General features: G+C 65.0%; 22 protein-coding genes. 10 read left to right on the plus strand and 12 right to left on the minus strand.

From position 1 onward, the window contains the following. Positions 1 to 75 precede the first annotated feature (75 nt). The 3 genes from IB223_RS01695 to IB223_RS01705 form a co-directional block, all read right to left on the minus strand. The gene (locus IB223_RS01695; protein ID WP_192199959.1) at positions 76 to 1497 is read right to left on the minus strand and encodes a hypothetical protein; all 1422 of its coding nucleotides are present in this window, start codon (positions 1495 to 1497) and stop codon (positions 76 to 78) included. 128 nt (positions 1498 to 1625) lie between these two features. Further along, complete coding sequence (locus tag IB223_RS01700) at positions 1626 to 2099, minus strand: AtaL-like protein (RefSeq protein ID WP_192199960.1); 474 nt, start codon at positions 2097 to 2099, stop codon at positions 1626 to 1628. A 33-nt stretch (positions 2100 to 2132) separates the two neighbouring features. Then, complete coding sequence (locus IB223_RS01705) at positions 2133 to 3002, minus strand: NmrA/HSCARG family protein (RefSeq protein WP_192199961.1); 870 nt, start codon at positions 3000 to 3002, stop codon at positions 2133 to 2135. A 98-nt stretch (positions 3003 to 3100) separates the two neighbouring features. Here IB223_RS01705 and IB223_RS01710 point away from each other — a divergent pair, with 98 nt between their 5' ends. The 3 genes from IB223_RS01710 to IB223_RS01720 all read left to right on the plus strand — a co-directional run bounded on the left by IB223_RS01710 (position 3101) and on the right by IB223_RS01720 (position 5545). Then, a complete protein-coding gene (locus IB223_RS01710; protein WP_192199962.1) occupies positions 3101 to 4030 on the plus strand; it encodes a LysR family transcriptional regulator in 930 nt (309 codons plus the stop codon). A gap of 407 nt (positions 4031 to 4437) precedes the next feature. After that, positions 4438 to 4707, plus strand: coding sequence for a hypothetical protein (locus IB223_RS01715; protein WP_192199963.1), 270 nt, complete (start codon positions 4438 to 4440; stop codon positions 4705 to 4707). Positions 4708 to 4870: 163 nt separating this feature from the next. Then, on the plus strand, positions 4871 to 5545 hold the full coding sequence (locus IB223_RS01720) for a L,D-transpeptidase (RefSeq protein ID WP_225590887.1): 675 nt from the start codon (positions 4871 to 4873) through the stop codon (positions 5543 to 5545). A gap of 355 nt (positions 5546 to 5900) precedes the next feature. Here IB223_RS01720 and IB223_RS01725 read toward each other — a convergent pair whose 3' ends face one another. Both IB223_RS01725 and IB223_RS01730 read right to left on the minus strand, forming a co-directional pair. Beyond that, positions 5901 to 6326 carry a putative quinol monooxygenase gene (locus IB223_RS01725; RefSeq protein ID WP_192199965.1) on the minus strand — a complete coding sequence of 142 codons (426 nt, stop codon included), beginning with the start codon at positions 6324 to 6326 and terminating at the stop codon, positions 5901 to 5903. 45 nt (positions 6327 to 6371) lie between these two features. Next, a complete protein-coding gene (locus IB223_RS01730; RefSeq protein ID WP_192199966.1) occupies positions 6372 to 7226 on the minus strand; it encodes a VOC family protein in 855 nt (284 codons plus the stop codon). Between the two features lie 151 nt (positions 7227 to 7377). Here IB223_RS01730 and IB223_RS01735 point away from each other — a divergent pair, with 151 nt between their 5' ends. Both IB223_RS01735 and IB223_RS01740 read left to right on the plus strand, forming a co-directional pair. After that, a complete protein-coding gene (locus tag IB223_RS01735; RefSeq protein ID WP_192199967.1) occupies positions 7378 to 8160 on the plus strand; it encodes an alpha/beta hydrolase in 783 nt (260 codons plus the stop codon). Between the two features lie 2 nt (positions 8161 to 8162). Next, the gene (locus IB223_RS01740) at positions 8163 to 8792 is read left to right on the plus strand and encodes a response regulator transcription factor (protein ID WP_192199968.1); all 630 of its coding nucleotides are present in this window, start codon (positions 8163 to 8165) and stop codon (positions 8790 to 8792) included. 12 nt (positions 8793 to 8804) lie between these two features. Here IB223_RS01740 and IB223_RS01745 read toward each other — a convergent pair whose 3' ends face one another. The 3 genes from IB223_RS01745 to IB223_RS01755 all read right to left on the minus strand — a co-directional run bounded on the left by IB223_RS01745 (position 8805) and on the right by IB223_RS01755 (position 13526). Next, positions 8805 to 11978: a sensor histidine kinase gene (locus IB223_RS01745; protein WP_192199969.1), complete on the minus strand. Its 3174-nt coding sequence runs from the start codon at positions 11976 to 11978 to the stop codon at positions 8805 to 8807. Positions 11979 to 12282: 304 nt separating this feature from the next. After that, on the minus strand, positions 12283 to 12780 hold the full coding sequence (locus tag IB223_RS01750; RefSeq protein WP_192199970.1) for a GrpB family protein: 498 nt from the start codon (positions 12778 to 12780) through the stop codon (positions 12283 to 12285). Positions 12781 to 12818: 38 nt separating this feature from the next. After that, on the minus strand, positions 12819 to 13526 hold the full coding sequence (locus IB223_RS01755) for a hypothetical protein (RefSeq protein ID WP_192199971.1): 708 nt from the start codon (positions 13524 to 13526) through the stop codon (positions 12819 to 12821). Positions 13527 to 13632: 106 nt separating this feature from the next. Here IB223_RS01755 and IB223_RS01760 point away from each other — a divergent pair, with 106 nt between their 5' ends. Together IB223_RS01760 and IB223_RS01765 are read left to right on the plus strand one after the other, a co-directional pair. Continuing rightward, positions 13633 to 14202: a TetR/AcrR family transcriptional regulator gene (locus IB223_RS01760; RefSeq protein WP_192199972.1), complete on the plus strand. Its 570-nt coding sequence runs from the start codon at positions 13633 to 13635 to the stop codon at positions 14200 to 14202. A gap of 20 nt (positions 14203 to 14222) precedes the next feature. Continuing rightward, a complete protein-coding gene (locus tag IB223_RS01765) occupies positions 14223 to 14573 on the plus strand; it encodes a VOC family protein (RefSeq protein ID WP_225590888.1) in 351 nt (116 codons plus the stop codon). A 391-nt stretch (positions 14574 to 14964) separates the two neighbouring features. Here the strand turns inward: IB223_RS01765 and IB223_RS01770 are convergent, their stop codons facing one another. The 4 genes from IB223_RS01770 to IB223_RS01785 form a co-directional block, all read right to left on the minus strand. Continuing rightward, positions 14965 to 16554: a GMC family oxidoreductase N-terminal domain-containing protein gene (locus tag IB223_RS01770; protein WP_192199974.1), complete on the minus strand. Its 1590-nt coding sequence runs from the start codon at positions 16552 to 16554 to the stop codon at positions 14965 to 14967. Positions 16555 to 16674: 120 nt separating this feature from the next. Beyond that, positions 16675 to 17466, minus strand: coding sequence for an alpha/beta hydrolase (locus tag IB223_RS01775; RefSeq protein ID WP_192199975.1), 792 nt, complete (start codon positions 17464 to 17466; stop codon positions 16675 to 16677). A gap of 145 nt (positions 17467 to 17611) precedes the next feature. Beyond that, positions 17612 to 18394, minus strand: coding sequence for an SDR family oxidoreductase (locus IB223_RS01780; RefSeq protein WP_192199976.1), 783 nt, complete (start codon positions 18392 to 18394; stop codon positions 17612 to 17614). Further along, the gene (locus IB223_RS01785) at positions 18391 to 18720 is read right to left on the minus strand and encodes a nuclear transport factor 2 family protein (RefSeq protein ID WP_192199977.1); all 330 of its coding nucleotides are present in this window, start codon (positions 18718 to 18720) and stop codon (positions 18391 to 18393) included. Before IB223_RS01785 ends, IB223_RS01780 begins: the two co-directional genes overlap by 4 nt. 99 nt (positions 18721 to 18819) lie before the next feature. Between IB223_RS01785 and IB223_RS01790 the strand changes: the two genes are divergently transcribed. From IB223_RS01790 to IB223_RS01800, 3 genes are all read left to right on the plus strand, one after another. Next, positions 18820 to 19755, plus strand: coding sequence for a LysR family transcriptional regulator (locus tag IB223_RS01790; protein WP_192199978.1), 936 nt, complete (start codon positions 18820 to 18822; stop codon positions 19753 to 19755). Between the two features lie 423 nt (positions 19756 to 20178). Next, a complete protein-coding gene (locus IB223_RS01795) occupies positions 20179 to 21189 on the plus strand; it encodes a glucokinase (RefSeq protein ID WP_192199979.1) in 1011 nt (336 codons plus the stop codon). Then, positions 21186 to 22196: a N(4)-(beta-N-acetylglucosaminyl)-L-asparaginase gene (locus tag IB223_RS01800; protein WP_192199980.1), complete on the plus strand. Its 1011-nt coding sequence runs from the start codon at positions 21186 to 21188 to the stop codon at positions 22194 to 22196. The genes IB223_RS01795 and IB223_RS01800 overlap by 4 nt, the downstream gene beginning before the upstream one ends. The last annotated feature ends 11 nt before the right edge of the window (positions 22197 to 22207 follow it).

Genomic DNA, 22207 nt, shown 5'->3' on the forward strand with positions numbered 1-22207 from the left:
ACCCGGCGTATTGCTTGGAGGCCAAAAAACCTCCTATCAGGGCCGGGGCCTATCAAGTGGCCCTGTGGCCAAACTTCAGTTCACCGTCAAGCGATAGAGCGCACCCGGAAAAGCACCCAGGCTGACGTTGATCTCGTTGGTACTGGTGGCCTGTAGTTCCCATAGACCGGTGTTGAAGTTAAGCATCTCGACCTTGTCCCACCAGTGGGACAGGCCCACTACTGTGTCCACTGTGCCAACCATGGGGCGTCGGGCGACGAACAACAGCGCCTGGTGGTCTGTGTTGACGCCGTACTCTCCAATAGTGACTTCTTGCGAGGGCAGCCAGCCGACGACGCCGCCGGTTGGAACGCCCAGCCAAGGGGCGACATAACCTTGATACGTGAATCCGTCGAGCTTGCTTGCCACCTGCGAGGTGAACCCGTAAGTACTCTGTTGATCGGACGCGAGCAGGCCGGGGGCGTTGCCCGCGTTGAGCAAGCCGTAGTGGAACTCGTTACCTATATCCTTCGTGTTGTCATGGCTCAGGAAGTTACTAAAGCGATCACCACCGAAGGCGAAGAACCATGCCGCGTACCAGCGCAAACTATGGAAGTTTGCGTAGCGCAATGCCTTTTCTGGATTCCGCGGCGCCGACACGCCGACTTTGACGTTCTGGAGGTACGCGACCGACGTCGTACCACCTATACGCGTCAGCAGTGAGATGATGGCCATGTTCTCGCTCATCACCAGTTCGCGTGCTGCCGAGCAATTTGCCATCTGGTTTGTGACGGGATAGAAATTGAAGGCCAGGTAATCTGGAACAATCTCTTCGGCCACGCGTCGCGCGTAGTTGGAGTAGTTATCCACCATCGCTTGAGCCAGTGGCCGCGAAATGAGTCGGTTGCTGCTGCAGTCCACGCCGTATGCGCTCGGGTCCAGCGAATCGGCATCCTTCGGTGCTGAGCCGCTTAGCGAAGCAGCATTTGCGTTAAGCGGCACCAGATTGACGAACACCTTCAAATCTGAAAGCTGCGGCACCTGAGCCAGGCAGTTGCGCAAGTCTCTGTAACTGTCGATCTCGGTCGTTCCAGGCTCGTCCTTGAACTGTACGCCCGCGAAGGCCCCGCCGAACTGGTTCCTGAGGGGGATCAACTCAGCGTCGACCCTGTCCTTCTTGTAGGCTTCGCACGACCCTTTGGCGGCCTCCCACTCCCAACGCTCGTAGGTGTAGAACCTGAGATTCTGGGCTTGCACCGCTGCACCGATCGTCTGCATTTCGGCCAAAGTAGATGACGGTAACAAGAAATCAGTGACGCCTATCTGGCGAAGCGAATTCACTGCTTGGGTGGCGTCCTGCGGGCTCGTCAAAAAGCAGCTACTACTTCCATCTGCACAGCTGTCCGCTCTACTGAGAAAGGCGAAGGTCCCGGTGGGTTTCGCCACTTGCGCAATTGCAATCAGAGGCACGGAAACAACAGCTGCGAGCGTCAGCACTGCAGTTATCTTGCGATTCATTTGTCCTCCATGAACTAGAAAAGAACCCATCCGTATCGTCCAGCAGGAATTGTATCAGTGCCTGAAGTCGTGGGGTGTCCGCTATGGGTCGGAAGCGAATACCAGGCGACACCTTCGCACAAGGTTGCTCAGATGCGTCCTTCCGCGACCAGTTCGCGAGTGCGTTTCAGCGTCGACCGGATCGCGGCCTTGAATCCTTTATCGCTATCCATCCAAGCCTGGGCTGCCTGTTCTTCCGGGCCGTTGGGCACTTTGCCGCGCAGTCCCAGGTAGCCATAGAAGCGAAGCTGGAGCTCGCCCCGTTCGTCTTCGAACAACTCGTTGATGATCGCGCCTTCGCGTGGGCTGATGGCCTGGAAGAAGGTGATCTTCGTGTTTGCCTCGAAGGTGATGATCTCGGTGAGATCACTGCCAAGGATGGTTGCTTCGCGCACCAGGTGCGATGGGCTCTCCTCGACGATCTCGCTGCGGGTGCATTCGTCTGGCGGGAAGAAGAACCTGGCGTCGCGTGCCTTCTGCACCAGCCCCTCCCATGCCTGGGAACGGGTGAGTGGTGTCTGGCCGGGCGCGTTCACCGGCAGGGTGGCGGTCGAGTAGATCATGGTGGACTCCGTGATGGACGAGGTTGGAAGAGGTCAGCCGGCCGCGGCGGTTTCAGCAGCGAAGTCGCGATACGAGCGCAGTGGGCGGCCCAGCCGCTGGGTCAGTCGCGCGACGTCACCGGGTTCGGGCGCCATGCCGTCGGTGAGGAAGCGTTCGGCCATCTGGCGCATGTCATAGGCCATCCATGCCGGCATGAACTGGCGCAGGTTCTGCTCGAAGCCCGCCGTGTCGTCACCGCCGTACGCGATGTCGCGGCCCAGCGTCGTGGACCAGATGCCCGCGACATCCGCGCCCGTCAGCGTGTCCGGGCCGACCAGGTTGATGCGGGTCAGCGCGCTGCCATCGGGTGCCTGATTGCGGGACAGCAGCTCGATCGCCGCGATCTCGCCGATGTCGCGCGCATCGATCATCGCCAAGCCCTTGCTCCCGATCGGCATCGGGTACACGCCATGGCCGAGCACCACGTCCTTGATCGTCAGGTCGTTGTCCATGAAGTAGCCCGGGCGCAGGATCGTTGCGTTGAAGCCCATCTGTTCGAGCATGCGTTCCACGCCGAACTTGCCGGCGAAGTGGGGCACGTTCACGTAGCGGTCGCTGTGGATCACCGAGAGGTAGACGACCCGCTTCACACCTGCTTCGCGGGCGACATTGAGCGTGATCAGCGCCTGGGTGAATTCATCGGCCACCACCGCGTTGAGCAGGAAAAGCGTGGATACGCCCTGGAAGGCCTGGCGCAGGGCATCGACATCGAGCAGGTCACCCTGGACGACCTCCACCCCGGCGGGGAAGGTGGCGCCGGCCGGGTTGCGGACGAGGGCGCGCACCTTGGCGCCACGCTGGGAAAGGTGCTTCACGACGTGGCGGCCGACAGTTCCGGTGGCGCCGGTTACGAGGATGGTCATGGGAGTGCTCCGGGTGGGTGAGGAAGCTCCATGGTTGTTGATCCGGACACGGGCCGATAGGCCATATACTTGGACCGCCCGTCTCGTTGGTGGAACACATGGACCTCCTGGCCCTGGCCGACTTCAACCTGGTGGCACGTCATGGCGGCTTCGGGCGGGCGGCCCGGGCGGCCGAACGCCCCAAGGCCACGTTGTCGCGGCGGGTAGCGGACCTGGAGGCGAGCCTGGGCGTGCGCCTGTTCGAGCGCGGGTCCCATACCCTGAAGCTGACGCAGGAAGGGCGTGCGCTCTTCGAGCGCACTGAAACCCTGCTGGCCGAGATCGGCGAAGCCGCCACGGCGGTTGCCTCGGGTGGCGAAACGCCACGTGGCAGGCTGCGCATCAGCGCGCCGCTGCTGTTCTCGCAGATGGCACTCGGCAAGTTGGCCGCCCGCTTCGCATTGCGTTATCCCGAGGTGCGCCTGGAGATCACGACCGAGGACCGCGCCGTCGACATGGTGGAGGAGGGCTATGACCTGGTGATCCGGGTCAATCCCGATCCCGACGAACGCCTGATCGGGCGCGTCCTGCTCCGTGATCGCCTGGTTGCGGTGGCCGTCCCTGACCTTGGGAGGCCGGAGTCAGGGGTTGCTGCGCGTGCGGTGGTGCGTGCATCCAGCAATCAATCCGCGTGGGATCTGGCGACACAGGGCGGTGATGTGCGCGTGTCCATCGAACCGGTCCTGCGCCTGGCGTCGCTGATCATGATCCGCGATGCGGTTCGTACGGGAATAGGCGCCGCCGTGCTGCCCTTGTCGCTGGTGGCCGGCGATCTGCATTCAGGCGCGCTCGTGCAGTGGGGCGATGTGAAGGGACGACCCATCGAGATCTGGGCGCTGTACCCATCCCGGCGTCTGCTGAGCGCACGCGTATCCGCGTTCCTGGAGTTCCTGAAGGAGGCATTCCCTCAGGGACAACCAGAAGAGTTGACGGCCTATCTCACGGGTGAGGACGTCACGACGCAGACGGTGAAGACTGGCTTGCCGTAGGACGTGCCCCGATATCCACTATCGATCGAAGTGGACATCGCGCGCAGTGAGGCAGTGATGCAGGGCGACACTACCTCGATCATCCGGAGGCATGTGAGTGACGGCGTGGCTTCCTTGCCGATGAATGGCAGGCGTCGGGGGCGTCTTTGAAGATCAGTCGGTGCAAAGACCGCCCGCATGTTGCGGCCTGCGGTCTACCTCAGGTGGGATCGGTGCCGCAGATAGGGTGTGATCCTGGATCACAAACTGCGATTCGTCCCGGCGACTGGCAGATTCGAGCCGGGATGCTCACGAATTTCCGCATTTTCACGCTCCATCTACGTACTCCAACGTTAGCTGAAGATATGTTGCGGCGCCGGCAAGAAAGGCCGCTATATTCCGAGTCCCCCAGACGAAGGAGAATTGGAATGTTCCAGAACAAGCGATATCTGAAGACGGCGCGCGTGCTCGGCGTGGCGATGGTGTCGGCCGTGGCTCTTGGCGGCTGCGCCAGCTACGACGACGAGTTTGCCGGGATCAACTCGCGTCTCGATCAGCTCGATACGAAGGTGCAGGGCGCGGCCCAGAGCGCCGACGCTGCGAATCAGTCCGCGCAGCAGGCCAACCAGCGCCTGGATCAGATCGAAGGCCGCGTGCGGCAGCTCGAAGCTGCGCCGCGCCGCGTGCCGCGCGGCTGATCGCGCTTGCACGATTCGTTACGCACAGTGTGAACCCGGGACCCGGTGGCCATTGCTGGCCACCGGGATCCTTTCTTGACCCCACCTTGTTCCGAGGATCTGCACCATTCGTACGTCCATACACCCTGCGATCCGCGCAGCCTCTGGCGCGCTGCTGTTGGCGCTGGCGTTCGCGAGCTTCGGGGCGTCCCGTGCCGAGAATGTCGACAAACAAGCGGTGACCGTTGCCGACCAGCTTCCGGAAGGGCAAGAGGTGTCCGACACGGTGATCGAGCTCGCAGGCTGGATCGTCGCGACCAAGGACAGCCAAGGCTATCCCTTCGCAATCATCGACAAGGCCTCTGCCCAGATCCTGGTGTTCGGCGGTGACGGCCGGCCTCGCGGGGCGGCACCCGGACTCTTCGGATCGGCGGTCGGCGACCACACGGCCCCCGGTGTCGCCGGTGTCGCGCTCCGCGAGATTCCGGGCCGCGATCGCACGACGCCTGCGGGTCGCTTCGTGGGCGGTTTCGGCCCGTCCATCGACGCTGGACGCGTACTGTGGGTGGACTACGATTCCGCAGTCTCCATCCACCCGACCGCTACCGGTGTCCCCGCCGAGAAACGTGAAGAGCGCCTGGCATCGCCGACGCCCGATGACAATCGCATCACGCATGGCTGCATCAACGTCTCGCCGGAGTTCTACGAGCGGATCATGCAGCCTACGTTCGAGAAGGGCGGGGTGTTCTACATCCTCCCGGACAAGGCGCCGCTGGCGGAGACCTTCCCGGAGTTCGCGCAAAGTCGCGAGACCACGGAACGCCACGACAGAAGACGCGCACGACCCGCCCGCCGGTGAAGGGCGCGTTGGCGTGTCCTTGACCCATCAAGGTCCAGACGCATACGCCCTTAACCCAGACATTCGTTTCCTCGCCATTGCTCCGTCCTGTTTGCCCAGTGAGCAGGTCTGACAATCATTCAAGCCGGAGCGGCTTCGCGGGCCAGCTTGATGCTGGCGTTCGTCCATGTCCGCATTTGCTGGTAGCCGACATGGACGAGGGCGGATGCCGAGTGGGAGCAGCGCCCAGGATGGATCGGGTACAAGGCCGACCTCGTACACGCTGATGCAGGAACGGGCTCTCGTAACGGATGTCCCTGTTGCTTCCAAGCCGGCGAACTACCGAGGTGGGACGCTCGCCTCTGCGATGCTGGACTCAGGGCTCCCGCCCACCTTGGTTGCCGAGCACTTCCATCTGGATCACCTTGACGCCTCCTTCGGCGAGTTCCGGCAATCGGGCGAACCAGGCTTGCACATGCGGCGTCGCATTGTGCGCCTCGAAGTCGGCTTGCGTCTTGAAGATTTCGTAGAAAACGAAGTGGCCCGGCGCTTGTCGGTCCTCATGGAGGAAATAGAGCAGGTTGTTGGGCTCCGCGCGAACCTGCCCAACGAGCGGCAGCGTAACCTCGCGTAGTGCGTCCTCCTTGCCGGCCTTGGCACGGACTTCCGCGACGACGGCGTACGCACCCGCCGGGAGGGTGTCGTACTGCATGGGTGAGGCATTACCGGCGATCGCTGGCGTACTCCAGAGCGCAAGGGCGGCAAAGAGGGTGGGAAAGCGGAACGGCAATGAAGACTTCATTGGATTCTCTCCTTCGTAGGTGGTAGCACGCGCGACTTTTCTGCGTCAGGCGCCGGACACGAGGCGCCTGCGTTCCTCGAGTGCGGTGTCGAAGACATGTTTAACCGGCCCAAGCGCCTGCACGAACTCCAGCTGTTCACCCTCTGAGCCCTTGCAGTAGATGAGCCGCCAGCCGTTCGACTTCCCTTCGGTGATGCCATTGCTGTTGGCATCGAGTGGCGCCGCCCTGCGTTCTGCCTCGGAGGTGACTGTCAGGACCCGGTTGGCGCGGACGTGGATCATTCCGCGGCGCGCCGACTCTGCTTCCAGGTCCGCGATGAACTGGTTGAAGTCGACGTCGTCGCGGATATGGAAGCAGATGTGCATCATCCTGGGAAAGGCAGGACTCATGTGGTCCAGTGGCTCGGCGAAAGCGGCGCCGCTGCCCGCAGGTTGCTGCGAATCGCGGTACTGCAGAAGTTCGATCACGACGTTGTCGAACTGGATGAAGCGGACATCGAGGCGTTGCGCGCCACTTCTCAGATCCGGGATCCCCATCGTGACGGGATTGACCCTGCGCACATTCGATTCGATCACCTGGTCAGTCAGCAGTGTGTTGTGGATGCGCTCGCCGTGAAAGTCGCCATCGCGCATCACCTCGGTACCGCCAAGGACTTCGGTATAGAACGCGAATGCCCGATCCATGTTCTGGACGGTCAGCCCGAAGTGCTGGACCCCACGCAGGCGCCCTCCGATCGAACCCAGCGGCTTTCCTGCGACGCCCGATGTCTGCGCCCCCTGTGCCGCGAAGGCGGATGGCAGTGCCGATGCGGCGATGCCACCGCCAATGGCGGCGCCCGCTGCCTGCAGTACCCCGCGTCTCTGCAGATCGGTATGGTCGGGATGGGTCTTGTGCGTCATGGCGTTCTCTCCTCGCGAATGGGCTTGCGTCTGCGCGCCTGCAAACGGCCGGAGCATGCACCCGGTTCTTGCGAGCCGAATTCCCCGAACGGGGAACCGGTGCGCTGCGTCCGTCTGGTATCTACGCAGTCTCTGCCGCCAGGAGGGCCGCATGACGTCGCGAGCGGAGCCCACGGTTTCGAAGGAGTACGTGGAGTCGCAGGGACGGAGGCGCTTGTTCCTGCGTTCCTGGCGGCCCGACGGTATGCGTGCCGTCGTGGCGTTCGTGCATGAGCCGGGATCGGACGGCGCGCGTTACGAGGGCATCGCCCGAACCTTGGCCATGCAGGACATCGCCAGCTATGCCGTCGATCTGGATGGATGGAGCGGGTCGCCGGTGTCGCGCGTGAGGGAGCCGACGCTGGCGCGCTACCTGGCCGACATCCGTACGATGACGGCGTGCGTGCGCCAGCGCCATCCGACGCGGCCGCTGTACGGGTTCGGCCATGGAACCGGTGCACTTGCAGTCTGCTGCCACGCGCTGCTGCACCCGACCGAACTGGACGGCATCATCGGCGAAGCCATCTTGCTGGACCCACCGTGGAGAGCTGCGATCTTCCGGCAGTGCCGCCGGCTCGGACCTGTGTTCCGGGTACCCCGCATGGCGCTTGTCCGTGCCGACAGACGGTTGCGCATGGCCGTCGGCGCACTGTCTTTGCCGTTGCTGCTGTTGCATGGATCGGAAGACGTGATGGCGCCACCCTCGGGCAGCGAGTACCTTCACCGGTACGCTGGCTCCGGGGACAAGACGCTGCAGATGTTCGAAGACTGCGATCACGACCTGATCAATGGTCGCTGCTATGCGCTCGTTCGCGAGAAAGTGTGTCAGTGGATCGAAGGACAACTTGGGGCCGGCGCCCGCCGCCGTATCGGCATCGAGTACATCAACGAGTGACCATGTGTGCCATCCGAGTCCTCGCCGTGGACGATCATCCCCTGCTCCGGGGCGGCATTGCCGCGCTCATCGCGGGCCAGTCCGACATTGAGCTGGTTGCGGAGGCCTCCACGGGCCTGGAGGCCATGGAGCGCTTTCGTGTCTTCAGGCCGGACATTACCCTGCTCGACATCCAGATGCCGCTCATGGACGGCATCGAGACGCTGGAGGCCATCCGCGCCGAGTTTCCCGGTGCGCGCGTCATCGTGCTGACGACCTATGGCGGCGATGCGCTTGCGCAGCGCGCACTCAACGCGGGCGCGCAGGCGTATGTGCTCAAGGGGGACGTACGCGTGGATCTGCTGGACGCAATACGTTCGGTCCACGCCGGGCGCCGGCATGTCACCGCCGGCGTGGCGAAGGCGCTTGCCGCACACCGGGGCGAGGAGCGCCTGTCGCCACGCGAGATTGACGTGCTGCGGCTTGCTGCGGCGGGCAACAGCAACGAGGAGATCGGCCAGCTGCTGTCGGTGAGCAGGGAAACCGCGAAGGCCCACATGAAACACATCATGGCCAAGCTGGGTGCGAGCGATCGTACCCACGCCGTGACACTGGCGCTGGCACGGGGAATCCTGCCGTCGATGAGCGAGTGAAGCCGGCACGTATCAGCCGGGGCGGGCGTAGGCTCGGCCCGCGGGAATCCCTAGCTCCACCCTCGTGCCGTCGCCTTCGCTGCGGATCTCCAGGCTGCCGCCCACTTCGCGCGTCCGTTCGCGCATGCCGTGCAGGCCCCAGTGGCCCTCGCGACCGTGTTCGGCGAATCCGGGGTTCAGGCCGATGCCGTCGTCATACACGCGCAGCACGAACCGCTGCGTGCCCCACTGCACCTCCACCCGCACCCGTTTCGCGCGTGCATGCTGCAGCGCGTTGCGGACCGCTTCGCGTGCTATCTGCAGGACGTCGTCCCGCACGAGTGGAATCATGGGGCGGGGTATCCCTTCCACCGTGATGTGGCACTCGGTAGGATCGTCCCGGTACGGTGCTGCCACGTCCTCGATCATTGTCTGCAGTGCCGCTTCCAGGTCCAGACCGCTGGCGCCGAAGGTGCGTAGATCGGTGACGGCTTCGCGAGCCATCTCCACGGTTTCGTCCCCCCGCCGCAGCGCCTCGTCCAGCACCACCGCTGCCTCATCGGGCCGTGCCGGAAGCAGGTTCCGCACGGCTTGCAACCGGAACATCAGACCATGGAAGCCCTGCAGCAGGGAGTCATGTAGTTCGCGCGCGATGCGCGTGCGCTCGGCGACGCGCTCGTCCAGGCGGATCTCGAAGCGCTGCATCACCTGGCGCACGCGCAGCCGGTAGGCAAGCAGCACCGCACCCAGCAGGAGCAGCCCGATGAGCACGTGGAACCACATGGCTTGCCACCAGGGTCGCTGGATCGTCAGCGCCAAACTCTTGCTGGCGGACCAGTCGCCACCTCCGACGGAGGCCTGGACTTCCAGCCGATAGTCCCCAGGCGGCAGCGAGTTGTAGGCGGCCACCCGCCGGTCGCTACCCACCACGTGCCAAGTCTCCTCCAGACCCGCGAGGCGGAAGCGATAGTCGACTGCGGTGGGATTGGCATAGCGCAAGGCGGCGAACCCGGCGGTCAACGAGTTCTGCGAGTAGGACAACGTCAGCTTTTCCGGCACCGGTTGCACTGGTGGTTGCGACGGCGTCGTTCCGGCCGGGAATCGACGGCCGGCGATCATCAGGTCCGTCAGCTCCACAGAAGACACCTGCCCCTTCACGCGTACCTCGTCCGGATGAAATACGGTTCCTCCCGAGAATCCGCCGAAGTACATCGTGTGGCTCGGGCCTTGGTGGCAGGAACCCCAACCCGTGAAATCCAGGCCCGGCAGCCCATCGCTGCGCGAGTAGCTCTGCATGTTCCCCGTCGAGGTATCGAGGCGTGCAATGCCATTGTCCGTGCCCAGCCAGATACCGCCCCGCGCATCTTCAAGCAGGCAGCTCACGGCGTTCCCCGGCAGCCCATCCTGCGCGTGATGGCTACGGATGCGGCCCGTGGCAGCGTCCAGCCTGTCCAGGCCGTTCTGCGTTCCCACCCACACCGCGCCTCGACGGTCCACGTGCACCGCATTCACCCGACCGTTGCTCACACCGCGCGGCGCACCCGTCGGTGGATAGGTAGTGAATGATCTGGTCGCCGGATCGAACCGCTGCAGACCGTAACGGTGGGTGCCCAGCCAGATCTTCCCGTCGTCGTCTTCGGTCAGCGTCAGATACTTCGGGTCCATTCCCGAGGGCTTGTAGGTTTCAAAGGTGCCGGTGCGCTCGTCGAATCGGACAAGGCCTCCCCATGTGGCGAACCACAGGTTCTGCGAACGGTCCACCAGGACGTCGTTTACGACGTCGTTCGCCAGGCTTCGCGGGTCGCCCGGGTCGTGCCGGTAACGCGCCAGTCGACCGGAGGGCTCCCGCATGACGATACCGGTGCCCACGGTGCCCAGCCAGATACGTCCGCGCGCATCCTTCGCCATCGCGATCACGTCAGACTGCAGTCCCAGTTTCCGGTGCAGGTCCTCGCGTTGTCCGGTTTCCTGATCGACGCCCAGGAGCATGCCCAGGTAACTGATCCACAGCGATCGCTCGTCCACCTCCAGGATCGCGTTGACCATCCTCTCGCTGCGCGAGGGGACAGCCACGGGCCTAGGTGGCAGCTTCCGGAAAGGCGCCGTGCGTGGCGAGAACAGGTTGAGCCGCTCGCCATGCAGGGCCACCCAGATATCGCCGTCCCGGTCTTGGAACAGCGCGACCACGTCGTCACCGCTGAGACTCTGCGGATCGCCCGGGTTGTTGCGATAGCGGACAACACGTCGCCGCTCGACATCCAGCCGCAGCAGGCCGGCACCACCCGTGCCCAACCACAATCTGCCGTCGCGATCCTCGAGCGCGGAAAAGATGCCGAAGCGGGAAACGGGTGCGCCTTTGCTGTCGACAAACCGATAGTGCGTCAGCGTATGGGTCGCGCGATCGAACGAGGAAAGGCCGTTGCCGCCGGCATGCGCGATCCACAGGATGCCGGCGCGGTCTTCCACGAAGCTGATCTCACGCGGCTCCGGCAAGGCGATGCGCACGAGCACGTGGCCCGAGGTTGGATCGATGGCTTCAAGCCCCGCGGAGCCGGCGATCCAGAACGTGCCCGCACGGTCCTGGGTGGCGAATCTCACGTCGGTGCTCGCGAGCGAGCCGGGATCGGCGGGGTTGGCCTGGAAATGCGCCCGCAAGGTGCCTGTTGCATCGAGCGCGTACAGGCCGCCCGTCGTGGCGAGCCACATCAGTCCTTGTGGGTCTTCATAGAGTGATTGGACCAGCGGCATCGTGGATGCGTTGGCGTAACGGGTACGGCTGAAGGTGCCTGTGCGAGGCTCGAAAACGTCCAGACCCTGATCGGTGGAAATCCAGAGTCGTCCAGCGCGGTCTTTGTGGATGGCGTAGACGAAGACACCGCCCGGCTGATTCGCATCGTCTGGATCCGCGGAAAAGGCGATGTGGCCATAGCCATCGAAGCGGTACAGGCCGTACTGGGTCCCGAACCACATGAAGCCCCTGTCATCCTGCCTGATCTGGCCCACGCGTGCGGGAAGGAATTCCTGCGCGTTCTCCACGCGGCCAAAAGCGATGTCATCGCCCTCGACGATTGTCATGGGTCGCCACACGGTGGTGATGGGTCCCTGTGGTAGCGGGTTGGCCATCAGCGAGGCTGAAAGACATGCCAGGACGGTCGCCAGCAGACCCGTCAGCAAGCGTCGTCGCTCAAGCGAGGTGGATCCGATCATCGACATGCGCCACCAGGCGAAAAGGTGGGAACGACGGAACTCCAGAGGCAATCCAGCGGCCTGCCATGGTCAAATCTACCGGAATTCCGACGTTTCCGGCCACGATGAGTGTTCGGAGCCGATTGATGGATGCACCAGCGCTGGCGCTCGAGCGATGCACTGGCCCTGTCATGTGGATACCAGAATTCAGCCTCGAAAGATCTGCTTCCGAGCCGGAGCGGACATCGCAAGAGTCGTTCTGCAAGGGTGAACCGGGTTGGTTCGTCTTGGCAGGCGTCCATGCGGCGTTGCATTGTCGGAGGATCTAGTCGTCCATGGAAGACAACAGGGATCGAATGTAGGCACCCTTCTCCAGCGTATACGCAGCCTTGTCGCCGGCATGCACGATGGCGAGCCGTCGCTTCAGGGCCTCGTACTCGGATCGGCGTGCGTCGTCGACGCGCAGCAGGTCGCGGAAGCGGAGATGCTCCCGCCAGAGTCGACCGCCTTGTTCGACGCCATGCAGGTGGATGCGCAGGTCGCCCGCGATGTCTTTGACGAAGTAGCGACGCTGCGGGATCGCGGCTTCGTAGTGCGGCCGGTAGGTGTAGTCCAGCCTCACGATGTCCGCGACGCGGGCCTCGATCTCGGCGAGTGTTGGCGCGCCCAGCAGGAGGTCGATGACCGGCTTGGCCGCCAGGCCGGGTACCGAGGTACTGCCGATGTGCAGGATCTCGATGGGTACACCGGCGAAAACCGGCAGCAGTTCCTGCCGGAGATACTGGAAGGCCAGCGGCCATGTGGGGGAGTAGGGTACGAGCATGATGCGGGTCCGTGGAGCGGGGGAAGATGGACCAGGCGTCAAATGCGCTGGCCGTCATCGGGGGATGTCGTTGTCGTGACGTCCGGCGAAGTCCGCACGACCCACAGGCCCAGCAGGCAGTACCAGAGGCTCTGCGCGACGACCACGAAGGTCATGCCGGGGACGTCGAGCGAGATCAATCCCGTGGCATAGCCGATCAGGCACAGCGGGCCCGCGATCACGCCGTAGGTGCCGCATGGGATGGCAAGCCGCCCGGGTTGGCGCAGCATCGCGGCAGACCACAGCACGATTCCCGCCGACATGCCCAGTGTGCCGAATCCTGCCAGCACCTGATTGGCGGAGAAGGCAAGCAGCACCGAAGGCAACGCGTCCTCGGCGTGCGGGATCAGCGGCAGGACGCGCTGCAGGTAATCGCCGATGAGGAACCCGCTGGTCAATGCCGCACCCAGCATGGCGACGGCGCCGAGGGCGTAGAGGCGGATCGCGACCCACACCCAGCCGTTGCCTGGCCAGCGCCGAGCGAGGTGGGCCAGCGACAGCCAGAGGGCGATGATGCATACGATCATCGCCAGGTGCACGTGCCGGCTGAGTGCCGAGATCTCCGTGAGGCGGGTGAGCCGCGCCGCCATGTCGGCGCCCTGCGCGGTGGGATGGAAGATCATGATGAGCGGCGCCAGCACACCGCTCGCGATCAGCAGCACGCCGGGCAGCACAGCGCTCGGCGCGCGGGAGGAAGTCGTGGTCATGCGATGCCCTTGCGAAGAAGAGCGTACAGGCTAGCGAGGCGATCGCCGCCGGTTTCCGGACAATCGCGACCCAATGTCCGGCAGGGTTCGTGGGATGATCCCGCTCATGACGCAGCTTCAGCCCAACGAGGATCCCCGCAGGCGGCGCACGCGCCAGGACCTGATGGCGGCGTTCTTCTCGCTGGTACTCAGTCAACGCTACCACGAGATCCGCGTCGGCGATGTGCTGGCGCGATCGGGCGTCAGTCGCTCGACGTTCTACGAGCACTTCCGCAACAAGGACGAGTTGCTTGCCGCCAGCCTGGAGGGGCCGTTCCAGACACTGGCCAATCTGGTGGGAGGGCAGGCGGACGTCAACAAAGTGCGCGCGATCCTCGACCACTTCTGGCAGAACCGCGCACTCGCACGCAGCCTCTTCCAGGGCGCTGCGCTACGTATTGTCCGGTACACGCTGGTCATGCACGTGGAGAACACGCTGTCTCCGGCGCAGCGCAGCCGCCTGCGCATTCCCGTGCGCCTTGCCGCACATGGGCTCGCCGATGGTCTGTTCTCGCCGGTAGTGGCGTGGTTGCTGGGGGACGCCAAGTGCAGTGCGCAGGAACTCGCCGTTGCCCTGCAGCTGTCCACGGCGGCGGCCGCGCGCGCACTGCAGACCGGCGTTCCCGCCGACGACTAGCCGAGGAGAAGAGGGTGAAGATGCAGCGCGCAATCCCGATGCTGCCCGTCCGCCATATGCCGACGAGCGTGGAGTTCTACGCAAAGCTGGGTTTTACGGTGGAAAAGCGCAACGACGAATGGCGTTGGGCGACGCTGGTGCTGGACGAGTGCCGGCTGATGGTGGACGAATCGATCAACCAGCCGCCGGATGCACCACGTACTTCGGTGATCTACCTGTACCCCGACGACATCTTCGCCTACCACCGTGACGTGCGGAGGCGCGGCTTGGACGTGCCTTCGATCAGTCATCCCTTCTACGGCATGAGCGAGTTCCGCATTGAAGACCCCGACGGCAATCGGCTGTGGATCGGGCAGCGGACTGGCAACTGAGCTTCCCGCATGGAGTACAGCGTTCATCGGAACGCATCCACGGGTTCAATGATGTCCGCTTCTGGCAGGGAGCCGACGGAAATGCTCGACACGTTGGGATGCCCTGGGCAGTCCAGGGACAGTCAGCCGGAAAGTGAGCCAGGAAGTGAGTCGTCGCTGCTTTCTTGATGCTTGTGTTTCAGCAAGGACAGTGGCGTAGCGGTTCAATCCGGTTGTGGGTGGCCACATGGTCGGTGTCTCGGTGTGCGATTGAGCACAGGTTTCCGGGATGGCCAAACCATGACGGATGTCCGGCAGGATTGTCCGCCATGGAACGCTCCATACTCGCCGGCCAACGACAACTCGCCGGTCCGCTTGCGGCCCTGGACTCAAGCAGGGATCGCATCATTGCTCAAAGTCCATGCGCTTTCTTGATGATCTCTGCGGCCCGCTCGCCAATCACTACACAGGGTGCCATCGTGTTCCCGCTCGGGACGTTGGGCATGATGGATGCATCCGCGAGCCGCAACCGGTCGATGCCGTAGACCTGCAGGTTGCCGTTGACCACCGACATCGCGTCGCGCCCCATCTTCGCCGTGCAGGCCTGATGCCAGAAGGTCACTGCCGAGTCGCGGATGTAGGTTTCCATCCCGGACGCATCCAGGCTTCCCGGCATGGCCTCGCGCTTCAACAGCTTCTTGAACGGCGAGGCGTGCGCCATTTCGCGTGCCAACGCGATGGTCGCTACGGCGCTGCGCACATCGTCGGGATGCGACAGCGTATTGGCTTCGATCCGGCAGGGTGCGCCCGCGTCCGCGCCGGTCAGGTGTACCGAACCCCGACTCTTGGGATGGGAAAGCCCGGCGAAGGTCATCCAGCCATGTGCCGGCACGCCGCGATGCGCGGTCTCCGGTGTCGGCACCGGGAATTCCAGCTGGCAATGGAATACATCCGGAGCAGCCAGCGCAGGATCGGTCTTCCAGTACAGCGTGGCCTCCGACCCGCCGTTGCCCACGCCCACCGGCACGCCCGACTCGAAGATGCAGCCGAAGGACACGTGGTCCTGGTGGTTCCGTCCGACGCCGGGCAGGTGCTGGATCACCTTGATGCCATGAGGCGTCAGTTCCTCTTCCGGACCAATGCCGGACTGCATCAGGACCTTGGGCGTATTGATCGCGCCCATCGACAGGATCACCTCTCGGTCGGCAATGATGCGCATGCTGCGCGCGCCCTGCATGACCTCGACGCCGACGGCCGTGGTGCCATCCAGGACAATTCTGCTGACCTGGGCGTTGATCATCACCGTCAGGTTGGGCTGCCCCAGCTTCGGGAAGATGTAGGAGCGGAAGAGCGATGATCTTCGGCCCGCCTTCACGATCAGGTCGTTGAGTGCGACGCCGCCGCGCTCTTCCATCATGACGCCATTGGGACTGTCGAACGTCGGCAGTCCGAGGGTTTTCGCGGCCTCGATCATGGCAATCGCCACCGGTTGGGGGTGCGGTGGCGTTTCCACGTGGACTGGACCACCGGTGCCGCGCCGGACGGCATCGGGCACACCGCGCCAGTCCTCGACGCGTCGATAGATGTCGAGGACTGCACGATAGCCCCACGCCTCGTCGCCGGCTTCTTCGGCGAAGTGCTCCCAGTCACTCTGGTGCCCCCGCGCCCACACCATCACGTTGATGCTGGATCCGCCTCCCAGCACCTTGCCCATGTTCAGCGGAATGGCCCGGTGATTGAGGTGCGGATTGGGCTGCGCCACGAAGGCCCAGTCGCGATCTGAGCCGAGGTTCAGTGGCCACTGCGTGGGCTCCAGCACCTCAGGCAGCTCATCGGATCCGCCCGCCTCGATCAACAGCACGCGCACGGCGGGATTTTCCGCGAGCCTGCCGGCCAGGGCGCAGCCGGCAGGACCGGCGCCGCAGACGATGAAGTCATAACGACCCGGATGTCGTGCGTCGGTCGCGTGAGAAGCATGGAAAGGACGGTGAGAGCGGGACATGGCAGCGGATACTCAGGACGAAGTGGGGCGTCCAGGCAGCCGGGTGCGGCCGCCCGTCGTGGGGAGGAGGTGCGATGGGGAAGCTGCGGACGCGCCGTCCGGCGCGCCCGTGAGCGACGCTTACCTGGCCGGTTGGCCGGCCTCCCTGGCGGCGCGATCGATCGTGTCGGCGACCACCTTGGGCTGCGTCATGAAGACCGCGTGGCTGGCGGACACCTTGGTGATGCGCGCGTTGATGCGCTCGGCCATATGGATGAGCATGGCCTGATCGAATGCCTTGTCTTCGGTGGCAATCACGGCCCAGCTGGGCTTCGTGCGCCAGGCGGCGTGGGTCAGCGTGGTGCCGAACACCGACATGTTGATCGGCACCTGAGAGTCGCGCAGGAATGCCGCGTCGGCATCGGTGGTGTCGTGGGCGAAGCCGGCCTTGAACTTGGCGGGACTGATGAAGCCGTAGCCGTCGCTGCCTGTCTCGATCACGAACTCGGGCGTGGGTGCGAAGCCCGTGTACTGCTGGGCGGTGGTTTCACCGGCGTCCGGCGCCAGGGCGGACACGTAGACCAGGCCGGCCACCTTGTCGTGGACGCCGGCTTCGGTGATGACCGTACCGCCCCAGGAATGTCCGACCAGGATGGCGGGACCGTCCTGGCGGTCGAGCACGCGCTGGGTCGCCTTCACGTCATCGGCGAGCGAGGTCAACGGGTTCTGCACGATCGAGACGCGATAGCCACGCGCGGTGAGGTCGTCGTAGACCGGGCGCCAGCCGGCACCGTCGGCGAAGGCGCCGTGCACCAGCACGACATTCTTCACCTGCGCGCCGTGGTGGCCGGGCGTAGCGTCGTGGGCCTGTGCGGAGGGGGAGATGGTGGCCGCGAGAGCGGCCGCGAGCACTGCAGGGATCAGCTTGAACATGGTCGTATCCTCGGGCGTTGGTAGGTGTGCGGCGTGTCGGCCGGCAGGGCTACTGTGCGACGCACGGCAGGACTATCGGTTGCCTAAAGTCCTGAAAACTTGATCAATCGTGCTATTGACTCGCCGGGCAGCCTGAGGGGCGCCATCACGCGGTCGGTACGGTCCCGCCGTCGATCGTGTACTCCGTACCGGAGATGGAGGCCGCGCGGGGCGACACCAGGAACGCGATGAGGTCCGCCACCTCGCCCGGCCTGGCCGGGCGTCCCAGCGGGATCCCGCCCAGTTCGTTCATGACCAGCTTCTTGCCTCCCTCATAGTCGGTGCCGGCCTGTGCGGCGACGCGCTCGACCAGCGCCACCGATGCCTCGGTCTCGATCCAGCCGGGCGATACACGGACCACACGCACGCCTTTCGGAGTGACTTCCTTCGACAGCGCCTTGCTGTAGGTCGACAGCGCCGCCTTGGCGGCGGCATAGGCGGTCGTGGCATCGGGCAGTGGCAACGTGTGCTGGATCGAAGTGACGTGCAGGATCACCCCGGATCCCTGCGCGATCATCGTCGGGAGCAGGGCACGATCCAGCCGCACCGCCGACATCAGGTTCAGGTCGAGTTCCCTCGCCCATTGCGCGTCATCCAGTGCGGCAAACCCACCTGCGGGTGCCGACGATCCGCCCACCACGTTGATCAGGACATCGATGCCGCCGAGGTGGTGCAGCGCTGCGGCTGCCGCCAGGCGAGCGCCTTCGGCGGTGGCAAGGTCTGCCGTGACATAGCGGACATCATCGATGGCGTGCTCCGGGCGCGAGAGCGCCGTCGCCACGATCCGTGTACCGAGTCGGGCCAACAGCCCGACCACCGCCGCACCCACGCCACGCGTGCCGCCCGTGACCAGGACACGCTTGCCGGCCAACTGCAGGTCGAAGCTCATGGGACGATCTCCAGCGTGGCGATCTTTCCGCGCTCCAGGGTGAAGGTGTAACGCAGGTCCACGGGGCTGCCGGGGAAGTTGCCCGACACGTGGCAGGTCACGGTGCAGCTGCGCCCCTGCTTCTCCCACGCATGAGGCGTGGCGGTGTAGGTGTACCTGGCGGATGCGTCCGCCTTCCACGCCTCGATCGCCGCCAGCCCGGCGTGGGTCTTCCCTTCGTCCAGCACCCGTCCGTCCCTGGTGAAGCAGCGGGCAACGGCCTGGGCGTCCTGGCGGTCGGCATCGAAGTAGGCCGCGATGGGCTCGGGCAGGTTCAGGTCTTTCATCGCAATGCTCCGGTGGGGTCTGTGGAGCTAGGTTGATCCGTCCTGGCAGATAAGAGAATCGCCTATTATCCGATCAGGCTATGTAGAGATCAGCACACAATGCGCGGCACCGAATTTGCCGAACTCAAGGCCTTCGTGGCCGTCGTAGACCGGGCCAGCTTCGCCCGGGCGGCCGATCACCTGGGGCTGTCCCGGTCGGCTCTCAGCCAGATCATTCGACAACTCGAATCACGGCTGGGCGTTCGCCTGTTGAACCGGACCACGCGCAGCGTCTCGCCGACGGAACCGGGGCGGCGTCTCCATGGGCGGATCGCCCCGATGCTGCGCGACATGGATGAGGCCGTTGCGCAGGCGGTAGGCGTGAATGCGCGCGCTGCGGGAACGCTGCGGATCAACACACTGAGCATGGCGGCGAAGAAGGTGATCGCACCCCGGCTTGGCCGATTCGCGAACGCGCATCCGGATGTGGTGCTCGACATCGTGGTCGACGATGGCCTGAGCGACATTGCGGGAGAAGGCTTCGATGCGGGCATCCGCGTGGGCGGTCGCCTGCAGAAGGACATGGTCGCAGTGCGGCTCACGCCCGACATCGAACTGCTGGCGGTAGCGTCGCCCGACTACCTCGCCCGGCACGGCGAGCCCAGGACACCTGCCGACCTGGGCCATCACGCCTGCATCAACTGGCGATTCCCGGGCAGCGGGAAAGTGGCCGGGTGGGAGTTCCGGAAGAAGGGAAAAGCGGTCGAGTTCCTGGGCGAAGGCACCGTGATCGGCAATCACCAGGACATCGTCGTGCCCGCGGCGCTCCAGGGGCTTGGAATCTTCTACGCCTACAACGACGAGGGCATTGCCGATGCCCTGCAGGACGGACGACTCAAGCGGGTCCTTTCCGACTGGTCGCCGACCGTGCCAGGCCTGTATCTGTACTACTCCAGTCGACGGTACATGCTGCCGGCACTCCGCGCCTTCATCGATTGCCTGCTGGATCGCGATCTCGGCAGCGAGGGTCAACCAGCATCAGGAAGTGCCAGCTGACAGGTCCAGGGAAATGCTGCCCCGCCATGCCCGTCTACGGCCGCGGATTCAAATGGTCGATGCAACACACTGAAGGCTGCGCAGGCAGCAGGCATGTTGCAGATGAGGCTCGGGAAGAGGACCCATGGCACCGACGGCCGGAAGGCGCGGAGGCGGGATCGCTGGCAACTGGGCAGGTCCCTGCATCGGATCGCGTCCCTGTTTGATCGGCACCCCAACTCCGTTCGGGACCTCCTCGCCGGACACGGCGGCATTCGCCCTCCGATGAGGCGGCGATCCACGAGCCGGCCGTTGCGCGCAAGCATGTTTCCGGGCGAGTCCGGGCGAGTCCGGGCGCGGCCTTCCTTCCCTTTTGAAACGATCCAAATCGAACGTATAGTGCTGCGTCTCCAAACGTGGTCCCGGCATCGGCCGAGTTTTCCCATGGATTCTTCGCAGCACCGGATCGCTTGCCTCGTGGCCGACGTTGGGGGCACCCATGCCCGGTTGGGCTGGTGTACCGAGGACGATCCGATCGATGTGCGGGACATGGCGATGTACCGCTGCGCGGAGCACGCGTCGCTTGCCGTCATCCTGGAAGACTACCTGCTGCGCCTCCACTCGACCCGGCCGGGCCTGCGGGTGGCGTCCGGTGTTGTCGCCATCGCCGGTTTTCTCGATGGCGACCGCCTGGTCAACGCCAACCTGCCGTGGAAGGTGTCCGTGCGGCGCACGGCGCAGGAAGCCGGGCTGGCGTCGCTGGAGGTGATCAACGATTTCGAAGCCGTCGCACGTGCCATCCCCGGCGTGCAGCGCAGCGCGTTGGTGGCACTGCTTGCGCAGGACGACCCCGGCATGCAGTCGCCGGCTCTCGTGCTGGGTCCGGGCACCGGGCTGGGCGCGGCGCTGTGCCTGGATGCACTGGGCCGTGAAGTGCTGCTGAGCGAAGCCGGCCACGCGGCGCTGGCCGCGCACACTGCCGTCGAACTGGATGTGCTGCAGCGCCTGTCGCGACGCTGGCCACACGTGGACAACGAACGCGTGCTGTCCGGCAACGGATTGATGCATCTGTACGACGCGCTGGCCGATGTGCGCGGCGCCGTGCCGCAGTGGAAGCAGGTCGCACCGCTGGTGGAGGCCGCCCGCGGCGAGGATGCGCTGGCGCGGGAAACGCTGGAGGTATTCTGCGGTTGGCTCGGCAGCCTGGTCGGCGATCTGGTGCTCACCGTCGGCGCACGCCAGGTCTACCTGGCCGGCGGCGTGACCCGCCACATCGCGCCGTTCCTGCACCAGGGCGACTTTGTGCGGCGGTATGCGGAAAGATTCACCGGCGCACGTACGCCACCACCGCTGTGGCGCATCGACCACGGGCAACTGGGCCTGGTGGGCGCCGCGATGCATGCGCGCACGCATCGACCCGCGCGCGCCGAACCAGCACATGAGGAGCAGGCATGAACGGCAGAAGAAGATTCCTGGGCCAGGCGGCGTTGTCGGCCGGTGCGCTGGCCTTGTCCGGCCGGTTGGCGAGCCAGCCGACGGGCAGCACGCCGATGGGCGCGCGCGTGGTGTCCACTTGGGATTTCGGCGTACAGGCCAATCAGCCGGCGTGGAAGATCCTCGCGGCGGGCGGTGGCGCACTGGACGCGGTGGAGCAGGGCGCGCGCTGGGCCGAGACGGATCTGTGCAACTCCACGGTCGGGCGCTGCGGCAACCCCGATCGCGACGGCATCCTGACCCTGGATGCCAGCATCATGGATGGCGATGGCCGCTGTGGCGCGGTGGCGGCGCTGGAGGAGATCGACCACCCCATCAGTGTGGCGCGGCGCGTGATGGAGAAAACGCCGCACGTGATGCTGGTCGGCGACGGCGCGCAGCAGTTCGCGATGGAACAGGGCTTCACGAAACAACGCCTGCTGACGCCGCAGGCGGAACAGGCGTGGCGCGAATGGCGCGCGCGCGCCGAATACAAGCCGGAGATCAATGCCGAACGCAGGCAGCGACCGGGCGACCGCGACAACCACGACACGCTCGGCATGCTGGCGATCGACCGCCACGGGCGCCTGGCGGGCGCCTGCACCACCAGCGGAATGGCGTGGAAGCTGCACGGTCGCGTGGGCGACAGTCCCATCATCGGCGCAGGCCTGTACGTGGACAACGATGTTGGCGCGGCCACGGCCTCGGGCGTGGGCGAGGAGATGATCCGCAACGCGGCGAGCTTCCTGGTGGTGGAACTGATGCGGCAGGGCCGTTCGCCCATGGAGGCGTGCCGCGAAGCCATCGCGCGGGTGGTGAGCAAGCGGCCGGAAGCCAGCAAGTCGTTGCAGGTCTGTTTCCTGGCGTTGAACAAGCACGGCGAAGTGGGGGCGTTCGCGCTGCACCAGGGCTTCGTCTACGCGGTCTGCGATGCGCAGCGGCAGGACGCATTGCTCGCCTCCGACGCCGTCTACGGTGAAGGCGCGTGAGTGCATCCCCG

It is taken from the genome of Pseudoxanthomonas sp. PXM03 (assembly GCF_014852005.1).
Taxonomy (GTDB): Bacteria; Pseudomonadota; Gammaproteobacteria; order Xanthomonadales; family Xanthomonadaceae; genus Pseudoxanthomonas_A.